Raw genomic sequence first — 15,548 nt, 5'->3', positions numbered from 1 at the left:
GACGATTCATGGCAACGTTAGGCGGGCAAATTGCGCGCGCGCCGATGACGGGCGAAGAGAAGAAGGTGATCTTCGCGTCGTCGCTCGGCACCGTGTTCGAGTGGTACGACTTCTACCTGGCCGGCTCGCTCGCGGCCTTCATCAGCAAGAGCTTCTTCTCCGGCGTCAACCCGACCGCCGCCTTCATCTTCACGCTGCTCGGCTTCGCGGCCGGCTTCGCGGTGCGCCCGTTCGGCGCGATCGTGTTCGGACGGCTCGGCGACCTCGTCGGCCGCAAGCACACGTTCCTCGTGACGATCGTGATCATGGGCGTCTCGACGTTCGTGGTCGGCTTCCTGCCCGGCTATGCGTCGATCGGCATCGCCGCGCCGGTGATCTTCATCGCGATGCGGCTGCTGCAGGGCCTCGCGCTCGGCGGCGAGTACGGCGGCGCGGCGACCTATGTCGCGGAGCATGCGCCCTCGCACCGGCGCGGCTTCTACACCGCGTGGATCCAGACGACCGCGACGCTCGGCCTGTTCCTGTCGCTGCTCGTGATCCTCGGCGTGCGCACGATGATCGGCGAGGAAGCGTTCGGCGCGTGGGGCTGGCGCGTGCCGTTCGTCGCGTCGATCCTGCTGCTCGGCGTGTCGGTGTGGATCCGGCTGCAGCTGAACGAGTCGCCGGTGTTCCTGCGCATCAAGGCCGAGGGCAAGACGTCGAAGGCGCCGCTGACCGAGGCGTTCGGCCAGTGGAAGAACCTGAAGATCGTGATCCTCGCGCTCGTCGGCCTGACGGCCGGCCAGGCCGTCGTGTGGTACACGGGCCAGTTCTACGCGCTGTTCTTCCTCACGCAGACGCTGAAGGTCGACGGCTCGAGCGCGAACATCCTGATCGCGATCGCGCTCCTGATCGGCACGCCGTTCTTCGTGTTCTTCGGCTCGCTGTCGGACCGGATCGGCCGCAAGCCGATCATCCTCGCCGGCTGCCTGATCGCGGCGCTGACCTACTTCCCGCTGTTCAAGGCGCTCACGCACTACGCGAACCCGCAGCTCGAGCTCGCGACGATGAAGGCGCCGATCACCGTCGTCGCCGATCCCGCCGCCTGCTCGTTCCAGTTCAACCCGGTCGGCACGTCGAAGTTCACGAACTCGTGCGACATCGCGAAGAGCGCACTCGCGAAGGCGGGCCTGAACTACGAGAACGTCGCGGCGCCGGCCGGCGCGACCGCGCAGATCAAGGTCGGCGACACCGTGATCGACGCGTACGACGGCAAGGCGGCCGATGCGAAGGCGAAGGGCGCGGCGTTCGACAAGACGCTCGCCGCGACGCTGAAGTCCGCCGGCTATCCGGCGAAGGCCGATCCCGCGCGGCTCAACTGGCCGATGACGATCGTGATCCTGACGATCCTCGTGATCTACGTGACGGCGGTCTACGGGCCGATCGCCGCGATGCTGGTCGAGATGTTCCCGACGCGGATCCGCTATACGTCGATGTCGCTGCCGTATCACATCGGCAACGGCTGGTTCGGCGGCTTCCTGCCGGCAACCGCGTTCGCGATCGTCGCGGCGCAGGGCAACATCTACTCGGGGCTGTGGTATCCGATCGTGATCGCGCTGGTCACGTTCGTGATCGGGCTGCTGTTCGTCAAGGAGACGAAGGATTCGAATATCTATGCGCAGGATTGACGGTTGAGGCGCCTGCTTCGGCCCTTGCGGCGGGCCGGAGCGCGGCGCCGGCAACTTTTTTCGAGAAAATATGAAAAAAGGTGTTGACACCCCGGTTGGGTATCAGCATAATTCAAGTCTTCGGCGAATTAGCTCAGTCGGTTAGAGCGACGGAATCATAATCCGCAGGTCCGGGGTTCGAGTCCCTGATTCGCCACCAAATGCAAAAGCCCGGTAGATCTTTGATCTACCGGGCTTTTTCAGTTCTGGCTCTACGGTTGTCCGCGAACCTTGATTCTGTCGCCGGCCTCCGGTGGCGCAAGCGCAGCCAACTCATCGGGCGCATCTCCCGCGTCACCGCCCCGCTCAGCAGCCGACCAACTGCCGCCACCAGCGTGCTGCCCGGAGCCGCAGCACGATGCCCACGCCCACCACCACGATTTCATCCTCCGCACTCGTCGCGCCGGCGCCTCCCGTTCGTCGCTACGCCGCCACCGACCCGCGACTCACATCACTCGCACGCGCCTGCAACCTGCTCCGCCAATCCTCCCCGCCCTCCATCGACGGCGTCGACTCGAACAATTCCTGGATCCAGTCGGCGAACACGCGCACCTTCGTGGACAAGTGCCGGTTGTGCGGATAGACGATCGAAATCGGCTTCGGCTTCGGATTGAAGCCCGGCAGCACCTCCAGCAGCGAACCGTCGAGAAGATGCGGCAGCACCATGAACAGCGTCGGCTGGATCATCCCGAAACCTTCGAGGCCGCAGGTCACGTAGGCATCCGAATCGTTGACCGTGACGGTCGACTTCAGCCTGATCTCCACCGGCTTGCCGTCGATCACGAACACCCACGGTATCGGCCGCGCGCCGTGGCTCGAGCGGAAATTCACCGCGAGGTGCTCGGCGAGATCGGCGATCTCGTGCGGATCGCCGTGACGCTTCAGGTAATCGGGCGATGCGCAGGTCACGCGCTTGAGCATCCCGATCCGCCGCGCGACCATCGACGAATCCTCGAGCGGCCCGACGCGGATCATGCAGTCGATGCCCTCCTCGATCGGGTCGACCGGCCGGTCGGAGAGCCCGAGATCGAGCGTGATGTCCGGATAGCGCTGGCGGAACGCCGGCAGCGCGGGAATCACGAGCCGCCGCCCGAGCGCGTTCGGCATGTGGACGCGCAGCACGCCGCTCGGCTTGCGGTTGCCGGTCTGGAAGCTCGCGTCGGCCTCCGCGATCTCCGCGATGATCTTCACGCAATGCTCGTAGTACGCGGCGCCTTCCGGCGTCAGCGACAGCCGGCGCGTCGTCCGGTGCAGGAGGCGCACGCCGAGCAGCGCCTCGAGATTCTGGATGATCGTCGTCACCGACGCGCGCGGCATCGTGAGCGTATCCGCCGCGCGCGTGAAGCTGTTCGCATCGACCACGCGGGTGAAAACTTCCATTGCCTGGATACGGTCCATGCTGCGCCCCTGTACGAATCGCCAACAGAACAGGATAGAGCGCCCACCGGCCGCGGCACAAGCCCCGGCCCATTGTTCCGCAAGCCCGAACAGTACGCGCCGCCTCGGCCTCAAAGTGCGCGACTTCCATGCGATTGCCTCACATCGCACCCGACCACATCCGGTAATCGCATCGTGAGCATCCCGCCTCGCCCCATCACCGCACGAAGCGCTCCCGATATCCCTGCGGCGTGACGCCCAGCACGCGCACGAAGCTGCGCCGCAACGTCTCCTCGGAGCCGAACCCGCAGCGATCGGCAATCCGCTTGACCGGCCACGACGTGTCGCCAAGCAGGCGCTGCGCGGTCTCGATCCGGATCTGCTCGACCGCGCGGGCAGGCGTGCGCCCGGTCTCGGCGCGGTAGTGCCGCACGAAGCTGCGCTCGCTCATCCGCGCGCGCTCGGCGAGCACCGGCACGGACAGGTCCGCGGCAAGGTGCTCCGCGATCCACGCATGCAGTTCGGCGAACCGGTCGCCGGTCTGCTGCATCGACAGCGTCGCGCTGAATTGGGCCTGCCCGCCCGGACGCTTCAGGAACACGACGAGCTCGCGCGCGACGTCGAGCGCGATCGAGCGCCCGAGATCCTCCTCGACGAGCGCAAGCGCGAGATCGATGCCGGCCGTCACGCCGGCCGACGTCCACAACGCGCCCTCGCGGATGAAGATCGGATCCGCTTCGACGCGGATGCGCGGATAGCGCGCCGCGAGCTCGTCGCAGCGCGTCCAGTGGGTGACCGCGCGGCGCCCGTCGAGCAGGCCGGCTTCGGCCAGCAGGAACGCCCCCGTGCAGACCGATGCGACCCGTCGCGACCGCTCTGCCTGCCGCCGGACCCAGCGGATCAGCCGTGCGTCCCGCGACGCCGCGTGCACGCCCATGCCGCCCGCGACGATCACCGTATCGGGATGCCCGCCCGCCGAACGCAGCGAATCGGCGATCACGACGAGGCCCGACGACGTCGCGACCGGCCCCGCGTCGGCAGCCACGACGCGCGGCGCGTACGGCGCGGCCTGCCCGCGCTCGAGCGCGAGCTCGTTGACGGACGCGAACACCTGCAGCGGCCCGGTCACGTCGAGCAGTTGCGCGCCGGGGAACGCCAGCACGAAGATCGAGCGCGGAACGGTAGACATGTCGATTGGCGGAAAACGTGGGAGAGATGGCAATTTCGCCAAACACTACCCGCCTAGAATCGATCTGTCCATCGTGCGCCGGCAGCGGCGCTTGTCCTTCTCTTCCGGAGTGTTCGCATGACTCTGCATATCGGCTTTCTCGTATTTCCGGGCGTTCAGCAGCTCGACCTCACCGGCCCGCACGACGTACTCGCGTCGCTGCCGGACGCGGCGGCGCATCTGGTATGGAAGACGCGCGAGCCGGTGGCATCGAGCAGCGGGCTCGCGCTGACGCCGGGCCACACGTTCGCCGACTGTCCGCCGCTCGACGTCATCTGCATTCCGGGCGGCACCGGCATCAACGAGTTGCTGCTCGATGCGCAGACGATCGCGTTCGTGCAGCAACGCGCGGCCACCGCGCGCTACGTGACGTCGGTGTGCACCGGCGCGCTGCTGCTCGGCGCGGCCGGGCTGCTGCGCGGGCGCCGCGCGACCACGCACTGGGCGTTCCACGCGCTGCTCGAACCGCTCGGCGCGGTGCCGGTCCGCGAGCGGGTGGTGCGCGACGGCAACCTGATCACGGGCGGCGGCGTGACCGCCGGCATCGACTTCGCGCTGACGATCGCCGCCGAACTGGCCGGCGACGAGGAGGCGCAGGCGATTCAGCTGGAGCTCGAATATGCGCCCGCGCCGCCGTTCGACGCAGGCTCGCCCGATACCGCGCCGGCGTCGGTCCTCGAGCGCGTGACGCAGCGCTCGGCGGCCGGCCTCGAAAAACGCCGGCAGACGATCGACGCGGCATTGCGCGCGATGGCGCGATAGTGCGATAAACGCGTCGAATCCACATCCTGATCCGAGGCCCGCACGGCCTCGTCGCTCCCTGCAAAATTCGAACCGCACCTGCGAACCCGTCGATGAACATCATCCGCAGCACGACCTTCACCGCTGCGCGCCCGTGGGGCGCGCTGGACGTCGCCAACCTGCGCGGCATCACGGTCCGCCTGCACTGGACCGACCAGCCCTATCGGTGGCACGTCAACGACGGCGACGAAGTGTTCGCGGTGCTCGACGGCCGCGTCGAGATGCGCTATCGGGAAGCCGGCATCGAACGCGCGACGGTGCTCGAAACGGGCGACCTGTTCCACGCGACGATCGGCACCGAGCACGTCGCGCATCCACTCGGCGAAGCGCGCATTCTCGTCATCGAAACCGAAGGCAGCGTTTGACCGCGCGCGCCACGCCGGTTCGTCGGTCGCGGCTGGCCGGTTCAGATTGCGACGTGCCGCCACGGCGAGCGCATTCGCACGCAGCGTGCTGTAACACGCACGCGCGCTGCACCGAACACCCATCACCGGCGCCGCGTTCGCGCCGCCGCGCGCTCGCTCAGAAGAACAACGATACGCACAGCGCCGCGCCGCACAGATACGTGCCGAGCGCGCCGGTGAAGCGCACCGGATTGGGTCTGGCCATCGTCGGCCAGACAATCAATCCGACCACCAGCAGGCATCGGCACACGGTCGCGGCGACGATCAGCGACAGGATCGCGCCCGACGGCTGGTGCGCGCCGAAGTAGAGAAACAGCACCGCGAGGAACGGTACGTATTCGGCGGTGTTGCCGTGTGCGCGCACAACCTTGTGCAACCGGTCGGTCGGATCGGGCAGACATCCCGAACCCGTGGTGTGAAGAAAGCGCGACACCGACACGACGAGCCCGAGCCCGAACAACAGCAGCCCGAGAATCGCCGTACAAAAGAGCGCGACGGGATGGATCGACATGGTGGTCCTCGCCAATGCGGGCACGGCGGCACGGCGCCGCGGTCCGCCGATCGTACCGCAGCGGCGCCGCGCCACCCTTGCCGCAACCCGTAGTACCGTCGCGCGGCAACGGGATCGAACCCGATTTGTCGCCCGCGCCCCACGCACGGACGCGGTGCAGCGCGCCCGGCCGACGGCCCGCGCCGGGCACGTGCGTTGCATCCGCGCATCTCGGTAGTGAACACCCTTGGCAGCCCGCTGCGGAGGACTACACTAGTCCTTTATGAGGTGCGGCCGGAGCCTGCGCCTTCAGGGAGACGCCGCCATGAATCGGCCGCTGAATCGAATCCTGCCGCGTGTGACCGGCATCGCGTCGGTCTGGACGTGGATCAAATGGTCGCTAGTCGCCGCCATGCTGGTCGCGATCGCGATCGTCGCCCGGCTGGTTCAGGTCGAAATCGAGACCTCCCGGCTGCAGGCCCGCTACTTGTCCGAGCTGACCCGCGACGTCGGCTTTGCGGTCGAGTCGGGCGCGAGCGACCACGTGCGGTTTCCCGCCAGCGGCCCGTACGACGAGCGGCTCGGCTACGCGATGATTCCGGCGTTCCAGCAGCGGCTGCTCGCGCGCGGCTTCGTCGTCAGCCAGCAGGCGCGCGACTCCGAGCGGATGCTGGCGCTCGCCGATCGCGGCCTGTTCCTCCCCTATGACGAGAAGGACCAGGCCGGCCTGATGCTGTTCGATTCGACGGGCGCGCCGCTGTTCGCGACCGCGTTTCCGCAGCGCGTCTATCGCGACTTCGACGCGATCCCGCGCGTCGTCGTCGATTCGCTGCTGTTCATCGAGGACCGCTACCTGCTCGACCCGAGCCAGCCGAACCGCAACCCGGCGATCGACTGGGGCCGCTTCGGCCGCGCGATCGCCGACCAGGGGCTGCACGTCGTCAACCGGCACCAGGCGCGGCCGGGCGGCAGCACGCTCGCGACCCAGATCGAGAAGTTCCGCCACTCGCCGGGCGGCCGCACCGGGTCGCCGCCCGAGAAGCTGCGGCAGATCGCGTCCGCGTCGGTGCTTGCGTACCTGAACGGCCCGCGGACGATGCTCGCGCGCCGCACGATCGTGGTCCGCTACCTGAATTCGGTGCCGCTCGCCGCGCGGCCGCACATCGGCGAAATCACCGGCATCGGCGACGGCCTCGCCGCGTGGTACGGCCGCGACTTCAACGAACTGAACCGCCTCCTCGCCGCGCCGACGACGGCCGAGAACGTCGACCAGCAGGGCACCGCGTTCCGCGAGGTGCTGTCGCTGATGATCGCGCAGCGCGCGCCGTCGTACTTCCTGAACAGCGGCTACCCGGCGCTGCAGCGGCTGACCGACAGCTACCTGCGGCTGCTGGCCGGCGGCGGCGTGATCACGCCCACGCTGCGCGACGCCGCGCTCGCCGCGCACATCGAGCGCGCACCGCCGCCGCAGGCGGCGCGCGTGCAGTCGTTCATCTCGCGCAAGGCCGTCACGTCGGCGCGCGCGTCGCTGCTCGCCGCGCTCGGCATCGACGACGTGTACCAGCTCGACCAGTTCGACCTGGAAGCGACGAGCACGCTCGACAACGGCGTGCAGCAGGCGGTCGCCGAGCGGCTCGCGAAGGCGTCGACGCGCGAAGGCGCGCAGGCCGCCGGCCTGTACGGCTACGAGATGCTCGCGCCGAAGGACGACCCGTCGCACCTCACGTACAGCTTCACGCTGTACGAGCGGCGCAACGGCGCGAACGTGCTGCGCGTGCAGACCGACAGCGTGAACGAGCCGTTCGACATCAACCGCGGCGGGCGCATCAACCTCGGCTCGACCGCGAAGCTGCGCACGATCGTCACGTACCTGCAGATCGTCTCCGACCTGCATGCGCGCTACGGCAAGCTGTCGAAGGCCGAGCTCGCGCGCGTGAAGCCCGACCCGATGGACGGCCTGTCGCTGTGGGCGCTCGACTACCTGTCCCGCACGCAGGACCGCTCGCTGCAGGCGATGCTCGACGCGGCCGTCGAGCGCAAGTATTCGGCGAGCCCCGACGTGTTCTATACGGGCGGCGGCGCGCAGGTGTTCAGCAACTTCGAGAAGTCCGACAACCACCGCATCCTGACGCTGCACCAGGCGTTCGCGCACTCGGTCAACCTCGTGTTCGTGCGGCTGATGCGCGACATCGTCCACTACGAGATGATCCAGACGTCCGGGCCGTCGTCGTCGTGGCTCGACGATCCCGAGCAGCGCAAGCATTATCTGCAGCAGTTCGTCGACGGCGAAAGCAAGGTCTACGTGAAGCGCTTCTACACGCGCTACGCGGGCAAGCCCGCGGACGACGCGCTCGCGCTGATGCTGAAGGACGTGCGCAAGTCGCCGCCGAAGCTCGCGACCGTGCTGCGCAGCGTCGCGCCGAACGAATCGCGCGCGTGGTTCGATGCACAGATGCGCGCGCAACTGAAGGGCACGCCGGCGGCGACGCTGTCCGACGACGATCTCGCGGCGCTCTATGCGAAGTACGCGATCGACCGCTTCAACCTGAACGACCGCGGCTACATCGCAAGCGTGCACCCGCTCGCGCTGTGGACGCTCAACTACCTGCGCGCGCATCCGGACGCATCGCTCGGCGACGTCGAGCAGGCGAGCCGCGACGCGCGCTTCTACACCTACACGTGGCTGTACAAGACGCGCTATCACGGCACGCAGGACCGGCGGATCCGCCGCATGGTGGAACTGCGCGCGTACGCGGCGATCAGCAAGTCGTGGCGCGCGCTCGGCTATCCGTTCGAGGAAGTCACGCCGTCGTACGCGGCCGCGATCGGCGCATCGGGCGATCAGCCGGACGCGCTCGCGAAGCTGATCGGGCTGATCGCGAACGGCGGCGACAAGGCGCCGACGGAGACGATCACGCGGCTCGACTTCGCGAAGGGCACGCCGTACGAGACGCGCTTCGTGCGGGCGGCCGCGCAGCCGCAGCCGACGCTGTCGCCGGAGATCGTCGGCGTCGTGCACCAGTTGCTGCGCGACGTCGTGCTCACCGGCACCGGCAGGCGGCTCGCCGACGGGATGACGCTGCCCAGCGGCAAGACGCTCGAGGTGTACGGCAAGACCGGCACCGGCGACCAGCGCTTCAACGTCTACGCGCGCGGCGCGCGGCTGATCGAATCGCGCAAGGTAAACCGCAGCGGCACGTTCGTGTTCGTGCTCGGCGACCGTTTCTTCGGCGTGCTGACGGCGAGCGCGCACGAGCCCTACGCGGCGCGCTACGACTTCACGAGCGCGATGGCCGTGCAATTGCTGAAATCGATGGCGCCGGCGCTTGCGCCGCTGATCGAGCGGCCCGTGACGGCCGGCACGCGGACGGCCGGCGACGCACCGCAGGCCGAAACGCCGCAGCCGCTACCGTCGTGACGGCCGCGGCGCGTCGCGCGCCGGTGCCGAGCTGCGCCGCGCGCTTCAACGCGAGCGTCCGTCGTAATGCGTGACCGGCAGCACGTCGGGATCGACATCCTCGAGACACCGCACGTTGATGCAGACCATCTCGGTGCCGTTCGGATGCGTGGCCTCGGCGAAGGTGTGGATCCCGCAGCGCTTGCAGAAGCGATGCTGGATCACGTGCTTGTTGAACGTATAGGTGGCGAGGTTGTCGTCGGGCGTCGAGAACGTGACGTGAGCGCGCGGCACGAACCACATCAGCGCGCCCTTGCGCCGGCAGATCGAGCAATTGCACGCCATCACGCCCTGCAGGTCGCCTTGGGCGTCGAACTGCACGTCGCCGCAATGGCAGCTTCCGCGATACAGCATGGTGATCTCCGAAGCGGCACCGGCGCATCGACGCATGACGGCGGGACGCCGTCACGCGGATGCGCTCGAGCGAGCACAGTAGCGCGCCGCCGCGCCGGCCGCAACGTACTGCGAGCCGCCGCGACGTCAATCGCGGCAGCCGCGACGAACGCGTCACATGACCGCGCCGACCGGCATTCCGCTCGCGACGAATCGGTCTGAACGCAGCGCGCGCAGCCGCCGACGGCGCGCCGGCGCGACCGCCCCGGCCGTCACGAGCGCTCGATGCGCGCGCGCGTCACCGCGAGCAGCGCGGCCATCGCGCGACGGGCGCCGTCCTCGTCGCGCCCGCGAATCGCATCGCTGACGGCCGTATGCTCGGCGAGCGACGCATTGAACACGTCGGCGCGACGTGCATTCAGCTGCAGCTGCGCCTCGAGCGTGCGGTCGATCAGCGCGCCGAGCGGCACCAGCAGCTCGTTGCCGCCGGCCTCGAGCACGCTCAGGTGGAACCTCAGGTCGGCGCGGACCCATTCGTCGACGTTGCGCGCGTCGGCCATCGCCCGCGCGGCGGCGTCGATCGCTTCGAACGCTTCCGGCGCATACGCGCGCGCGGCGAGCGCCGCCGCATGCGGCTCGACCATCTCGCGCATCTCCTGCAGCTTCAGCGCGAACGAAAGCGGCGGCGCGACGCGCGAATACCAGTCGAGCAGGTCGGCGTCGAGCAGGTTCCACGCGCGGCGCGGCCGCACCCGCGTGCCGACCTTCGGCCGCGATTCGACGAGCCCCTTCGACGTCAGCGTGCGCAGCGCCTCGCGCAGCACCGTGCGGCTCACGCCGAACCGCTCCATCAGCTCGGGCTCCCTCGGCAGCAGCGATTCGGGCGGATGATCGCCGCGCAGGATCGCCGTCGCGAGCCGGAACGCCGTTTGTCCATGCAAGTCGCGTTGAATGATGATCGCTCTCCCAAGGCGCGGACAGCCGGCGTCGACGCCGGGCTGTCCACTATCTGCACAATAGTGCTATTAATACTATTTTTAAATCGCCTGCGCTAGGATCACCGTAGAGCCTACCTCCAGGAGACATCCGCCATGAAGATCACCCGCCTCGAAACCTTCATCGTGCCGCCGCGCTGGCTGTTTCTCAAGATCGAGACCGACGAGGGCATCGTCGGCTGGGGCGAGCCGGTTGTCGAGGGCCGCGCGCACACGGTCGAGGCCGCCGTGCACGAGCTCGCCGACTATCTGGTCGGCAAGGACCCGCTGCTGATCGAGGATCACTGGCAGGTGATGTACCGCGCCGGCTTCTACCGCGGCGGCCCGATCACGATGAGCGCGATCGCGGGCGTCGACCAGGCGCTATGGGACATCAAGGGCAAGCATCACGGCGCACCGGTGCACGCGCTGCTCGGCGGCCAGGTGCGCGAGCGCATCAAGGTGTATTCGTGGATCGGCGGCGACCGGCCGAGCGACGTCGCGAACAACGCGCGCGCCGTCGTCGAGCGCGGCTTTAGCGCGGTGAAGATGAACGGCTCGGAGGAGCTGCAGATCGTCGACACCTACGACAAGGTCGAACAGGTGATCGCGAACGTCGCGGCGGTGCGCGACGCGGTCGGCCCGCACGTCGGCATCGGCGTCGACTTCCACGGCCGCGTGCACAAGCCGATGGCGAAGGTGCTCGCGAAGGAGCTGGACCCGTACAAGCTGATGTTCATCGAGGAGCCGGTGCTGTCGGAGAACGCCGAGGCGCTGCGCGACATCGTCAACCAGACCAATACGCCGATCGCGCTCGGCGAGCGGCTCTACTCGCGCTGGGATTTCAAGCACATCCTCGCGGGCGGCTACGTCGACATCATCCAGCCGGACGCGTCGCATGCGGGCGGCATCACCGAATGCCGGAAGATCGCGACGCTCGCCGAGAGCTACGACGTCGCGCTCGCGTTGCACTGCCCGCTCGGCCCGATCGCGCTCGCCGCGTGCCTGCAGCTCGACGCGGTCAGCTACAACGCATTCATCCAGGAGCAGAGCCTCGGCATCCACTACAACCAGGGCAACGACCTGCTCGACTACCTGCGCAACCCCGAGGTGTTCCGCTACGACGACGGCTTCGTCGCGATCCCGCAAGGCCCGGGGCTCGGCATCGACGTCAACGAGGAGAAAGTGCGCGAGATGGCGCAGACCGGCCACCGCTGGCGCAACCCGGTGTGGCGTCACGCGGACGGCAGCGTCGCCGAGTGGTGACGGCGCGGCGCGCGCCGGCCCGGCGGACCGCCGCTTCGACGCGGCGGCGGCGCCGGCGCTAGCCGAGCGCGGCGAAGCCCGGCACGCTCGCGGCCAGCACGGCCGCCGCGATGAACACGCCGATCATCGTCAGCCCTTCGAGATGCAGGATGTTGCGGAACGTGTGCGCATCCTCGGTCGACGCGGTGCGGCGCAGGCGCGGCAGCGCCGAGAAGCGGTTCAGCCCGCCGAGCACCAGCGCGAGCGCGACCAGCAGCAGCTTCAGCAGCAGCACGCGGCCCCACGCGCTGCCGTCGAGCGGCGCGAGCGAGCCGCCGAGCCCGCGCGCCGCGTTGAGCGCGCCGGTGGCGAGCACGAACGCGAGCGCGACGATCGACGTCCGCGACAGCCGCTGCGCGATGCGGATCAGCGCGCCGCGCGCGACCGACGAGCCGAGCGCGGGCAGCACCGCGAGCCCGCCCGCGAGCACGAGCCCGCCCCACGCGGCGGTGACGAGCAGGTGCAGCGTCTGCAAGGCGACGGCCGCCGAGAACGCGCCGGTATCGATCGCGTGCCCGAGCGACGCCTTGCCGGCGGCGATCGCGATCACCGCCAGCCACAGCACCGCATACGCGAGCGGCCCGTCCGGCCGCGACAGCGCGACGACGGCAAGCACGACCGCGCCGCCGAACGCGACGCTCCACGCAAAGCCGGCGTGGGTCTGCGCGAGCACCGTCGGAATCGCGCCGAACGCGCCGCCGAGCCCCGCGCCGCTCATCGCCGCCGCCTCGTAGACGAGCCAGCCGAGGTCCGCCAGCAACAGCGCGGCCGCGGCGGCCATCAGCGAATGTTGCGCGCGCAGCCATGCCGGATGCGACGGCGCGATCACGGGCCGCGCGCCTTCCTTCGCGAGCCAGCCCTTGAGCAGCGCCGAGCCGACCGCCGTCGCGAACGCCGCGTCCATCAGCGCGGCAAGCGCGACCTGGCCGATCCACAGACTGTCGAACCTCGTCATGCGCGACCTCCGCGAAACGGGCTGCGGGCGATACGGCTGCGAATGCAACGACAGGGAGAAGACGGCAACGGCACGGTAGAAAACGTCATCGATGAATCCGGAAACTGTGAAATGACACGATCTGCGGCGGAGGCGGCACCGCGCGACCCGCGAGTGTACGGTCTTCGATAGGCAAAACGCACGCCGGTTCATGAAGGCCGTGAACGATACGCGTCAAATTGTCGCAAGTCGTAAACAGGCAGGAACCGATGACCATTTGTCAAATAGCCGTCATTACCCATCGATGATAGAATGCCGCGTCGCAGCAGCCCGGCTGTCCTGCCGTCATGCCGAGCCGATCGTAGCCCGGTCAGGTCCCCGACGAATAATCATGGAGTCTCGTGTGTCTTCAAGACGCCTCTTCCGTCCGCTGCTCGCCGTTCTGTTGATCGGCGGTGCGGGCCTTACGAGCGCTGCCCAAGCGCAGACCAAGCCCACGGAGCAACAAGCCCAGCAGGCGCCGCTCAAGGCGCCCGATACCATGGCCGAGCGCGTGCGCGGCTGTACGGCCTGCCACGGCGTCCACGGCCAGGGCACGGACAACGACTACTTCCCGCGTCTCGCCGGCAAGCCGGCCGAATACTTGTACAACCAGCTCGTCAACTTCCGTGACGGCCGTCGCAAGTACCCGCCGATGAACTATCTGCTGACGTACCTGAACGACGACTACCTGCGCGAGATGGCCGCGCACTTCTCGGCCGAGCGCCCGCCGTACCCGGCGCCGGCGAAGCCGACGCTGCCGGCCGCGACGCTCGCGCGCGGCAAGCAGCTCGTCACGCAAGGCGATCCGTCGCGCAAGCTGCCGGCCTGCGTGGCCTGCCACGGCGCGACGCTGACCGGCATGCAGCCGGCGATCCCGGGTCTCGTCGGCCTGCACGCCGACTACCTGAGCGCGCAGCTCGGCGCATGGCGCTCGGGCAACCGCCACGCGAAGGCGCCCGACTGCATGCACGATATCGCCGCGAAGCTTTCCGACGAAGACGTGACCGCCGTGACCGCATGGCTCGCCGCCCAACCGGCGCCCGCCAACCCCGTGCCGGCCCCGGCCCGCGCGATGAAGACTCCGCTTGCCTGCGGCAGCGAACCGCAATAAGGCTAGGGAGACAGACACAATGAAACGCAAGTCCCTGTTTGCACTCTCGGCTGTCGCGATCGTCGCGGCAGCGGCTCTCGTGCCGGTCCTGTGGCCGGGCAACGACACGCTGCACGGCGCCGCCGCCGTCGCGGCCACGCCGGCCGACCAGGCCGCGCTGATCAAGAAGGGCGAATACCTCGCGCGCGTCGGCGACTGTATCGCGTGCCACACCGTGCGCGGCGGCAAGCCGTTCGCGGGCGGCCTGCCGATGGCGACGCCGTTCGGCACGATGTACACGCCGAACATCACGCCGGACGACCAGGCCGGCATCGGCAAGTGGACGTCGGACGACTTCTACCGCGCGATGCACACGGGCCGCTCGAAGGACGGCAGCCTGCTGTACCCGGGCTTCCCGTTCGCGAGCTACACGAAGGTCACGCGCGCGGATTCGGACGCGATCTTCGCGTACCTGCGCTCGGTCGCGCCGGTATCGGCGCCGAGCCGTCCGCACGAGCTGAAGTTCCCGTTCAACAACCGCAACCTGCTGATCGGCTGGCGCACGCTGTTCTTCAAGGAAGGCGAGTACAAGCCGGATCCGACCAAGTCGGTCGAATGGAACCGCGGCGCGTACCTCGTCGAAGGCCTCGGCCATTGCTCGATGTGCCATACGTCGATCAACATGATGGGCGGCCCGGTGAGCGCGTCGGCCTTCGCGGGCGGCCTGATCCCGCTGCAGAACTGGTATGCGCCGTCGCTGACGAACGACAAGGAACTCGGCCTCGGCGACTGGCACGTGCAGGAGCTGTCCGACCTGCTGCAGGCGGGCGTGTCGCACAAGGGCGCGGTGTTCGGCCCGATGGCGGACGTGGTCCACAACAGCCTGCAGTACATGACCGACGAAGATACGCGCGCGATGTCGACGTACCTGAAGTCGATCCCGCAGAAGGCTGAAGCGCCGAAGAACATGCAGTACGAGCCGTCGAAGCAGTTCGGCAACGTGCTGCTCGAGCAAGGCAAGAAGATCTATGCGGACAACTGCGCGACCTGCCACGCCGACAACGGCCAGGGCAAGCCGCCGGCCTATCCGCCGCTCGCGCTGAACCATTCGATCACGATGGAATCGGCCGTGAACCCGATCCGCATGGTGCTGAATGGCGGCTATCCGCCGAGCACGTTCAAGAATCCGCGTCCGTACGGGATGCCGCCGTTCGCGCAGTCGCTGTCGAACCAGGAAGTCGCGGCGGTCGTTTCGTACATCCGGATGTCGTGGGGCAACAACGGTTCGCCGATCTCGCCGCAGCAGGTGAGCGATCTGCGTTCCGCACCGCTCGACTAAGTATCGGGTGACGCAAACGGGGCGCGGCTGCGGGAAACCGCGGCCGCGCCCTTTTGTTTTTGTTTTTC

At 68.4% G+C, this 15,548-nt stretch carries 13 protein-coding genes and 1 tRNA gene; 8 read left to right on the top strand and 6 right to left on the bottom strand.

Annotation, left to right across the window (positions count from 1 at the left end):
- The first annotated feature begins 8 nt into the window (after positions 1-8).
- Positions 9-1,667 carry an MFS transporter gene (locus tag WJ35_RS13840; protein ID WP_060236738.1) on the top strand — a complete coding sequence of 553 codons (1,659 nt, stop codon included), beginning with the start codon at positions 9-11 and terminating at the stop codon, positions 1,665-1,667.
- A 122-nt stretch (positions 1,668-1,789) separates the two neighbouring features.
- A tRNA-Met gene (locus WJ35_RS13835) sits at positions 1,790-1,866 on the top strand.
- A gap of 263 nt (positions 1,867-2,129) precedes the next feature.
- On the opposite strand, the gene WJ35_RS13830 is transcribed toward WJ35_RS13835, so the two are convergent.
- The gene (locus WJ35_RS13830) at positions 2,130-3,104 is read right to left on the bottom strand and encodes a LysR family transcriptional regulator (protein ID WP_059897249.1); all 975 of its coding nucleotides are present in this window, start codon (positions 3,102-3,104) and stop codon (positions 2,130-2,132) included.
- 196 nt (positions 3,105-3,300) lie between these two features.
- Positions 3,301-4,272, bottom strand: a complete 972-nt coding sequence (locus WJ35_RS13825) for a GlxA family transcriptional regulator (RefSeq protein ID WP_069239319.1) — start codon at positions 4,270-4,272, stop codon at positions 3,301-3,303.
- 117 nt (positions 4,273-4,389) lie between these two features.
- On the opposite strand from WJ35_RS13825, the gene WJ35_RS13820 reads away from it, so the two are divergent.
- Together WJ35_RS13820 and WJ35_RS13815 are read left to right on the top strand one after the other, a co-directional pair.
- On the top strand, positions 4,390-5,073 hold the full coding sequence (locus WJ35_RS13820; RefSeq protein WP_069239318.1) for a DJ-1/PfpI family protein: 684 nt from the start codon (positions 4,390-4,392) through the stop codon (positions 5,071-5,073).
- Between the two features lie 92 nt (positions 5,074-5,165).
- Positions 5,166-5,477 (top strand): cupin, encoded by a 312-nt coding sequence (locus tag WJ35_RS13815; RefSeq protein ID WP_069239317.1) that lies wholly within the window; start codon positions 5,166-5,168, stop codon positions 5,475-5,477.
- A gap of 157 nt (positions 5,478-5,634) precedes the next feature.
- Here the strand turns inward: WJ35_RS13815 and WJ35_RS13810 are convergent, their stop codons facing one another.
- Positions 5,635-6,027: an MAPEG family protein gene (locus WJ35_RS13810; RefSeq protein ID WP_069239316.1), complete on the bottom strand. Its 393-nt coding sequence runs from the start codon at positions 6,025-6,027 to the stop codon at positions 5,635-5,637.
- A gap of 304 nt (positions 6,028-6,331) precedes the next feature.
- On the opposite strand from WJ35_RS13810, the gene WJ35_RS13805 reads away from it, so the two are divergent.
- Complete coding sequence (locus WJ35_RS13805) at positions 6,332-9,424, top strand: biosynthetic peptidoglycan transglycosylase (RefSeq protein ID WP_069239315.1); 3,093 nt, start codon at positions 6,332-6,334, stop codon at positions 9,422-9,424.
- 45 nt (positions 9,425-9,469) lie between these two features.
- On the opposite strand, the gene WJ35_RS13800 is transcribed toward WJ35_RS13805, so the two are convergent.
- Together WJ35_RS13800 and WJ35_RS13795 are read right to left on the bottom strand one after the other, a co-directional pair.
- A complete protein-coding gene (locus WJ35_RS13800) occupies positions 9,470-9,817 on the bottom strand; it encodes a GFA family protein (RefSeq protein WP_069239314.1) in 348 nt (115 codons plus the stop codon).
- A gap of 251 nt (positions 9,818-10,068) precedes the next feature.
- On the bottom strand, positions 10,069-10,752 hold the full coding sequence (locus tag WJ35_RS13795; protein WP_069239313.1) for a FadR/GntR family transcriptional regulator: 684 nt from the start codon (positions 10,750-10,752) through the stop codon (positions 10,069-10,071).
- A gap of 135 nt (positions 10,753-10,887) precedes the next feature.
- On the opposite strand from WJ35_RS13795, the gene dgoD reads away from it, so the two are divergent.
- Positions 10,888-12,036 (top strand): galactonate dehydratase, encoded by a 1,149-nt coding sequence (gene dgoD / locus WJ35_RS13790; RefSeq protein ID WP_010090768.1) that lies wholly within the window; start codon positions 10,888-10,890, stop codon positions 12,034-12,036.
- A gap of 58 nt (positions 12,037-12,094) precedes the next feature.
- On the opposite strand, the gene WJ35_RS13785 is transcribed toward dgoD, so the two are convergent.
- Positions 12,095-13,030: a CopD family protein gene (locus WJ35_RS13785; RefSeq protein ID WP_069239312.1), complete on the bottom strand. Its 936-nt coding sequence runs from the start codon at positions 13,028-13,030 to the stop codon at positions 12,095-12,097.
- Between the two features lie 370 nt (positions 13,031-13,400).
- Here WJ35_RS13785 and WJ35_RS13780 point away from each other — a divergent pair, with 370 nt between their 5' ends.
- Entirely contained in the window at positions 13,401-14,162 is a 762-nt protein-coding gene (locus WJ35_RS13780) for a c-type cytochrome (protein WP_060236758.1), read from the top strand.
- Positions 14,163-14,181: 19 nt separating this feature from the next.
- Positions 14,182-15,480 carry a c-type cytochrome gene (locus WJ35_RS13775; protein ID WP_010090765.1) on the top strand — a complete coding sequence of 433 codons (1,299 nt, stop codon included), beginning with the start codon at positions 14,182-14,184 and terminating at the stop codon, positions 15,478-15,480.
- The last annotated feature ends 68 nt before the right edge of the window (positions 15,481-15,548 follow it).

This window comes from Burkholderia ubonensis (assembly GCF_001718695.1).
Classification (GTDB): domain Bacteria; phylum Pseudomonadota; class Gammaproteobacteria; order Burkholderiales; family Burkholderiaceae; genus Burkholderia; species Burkholderia ubonensis_B.
This window is presented reverse-complemented; position numbering and strand designations above follow the sequence as displayed.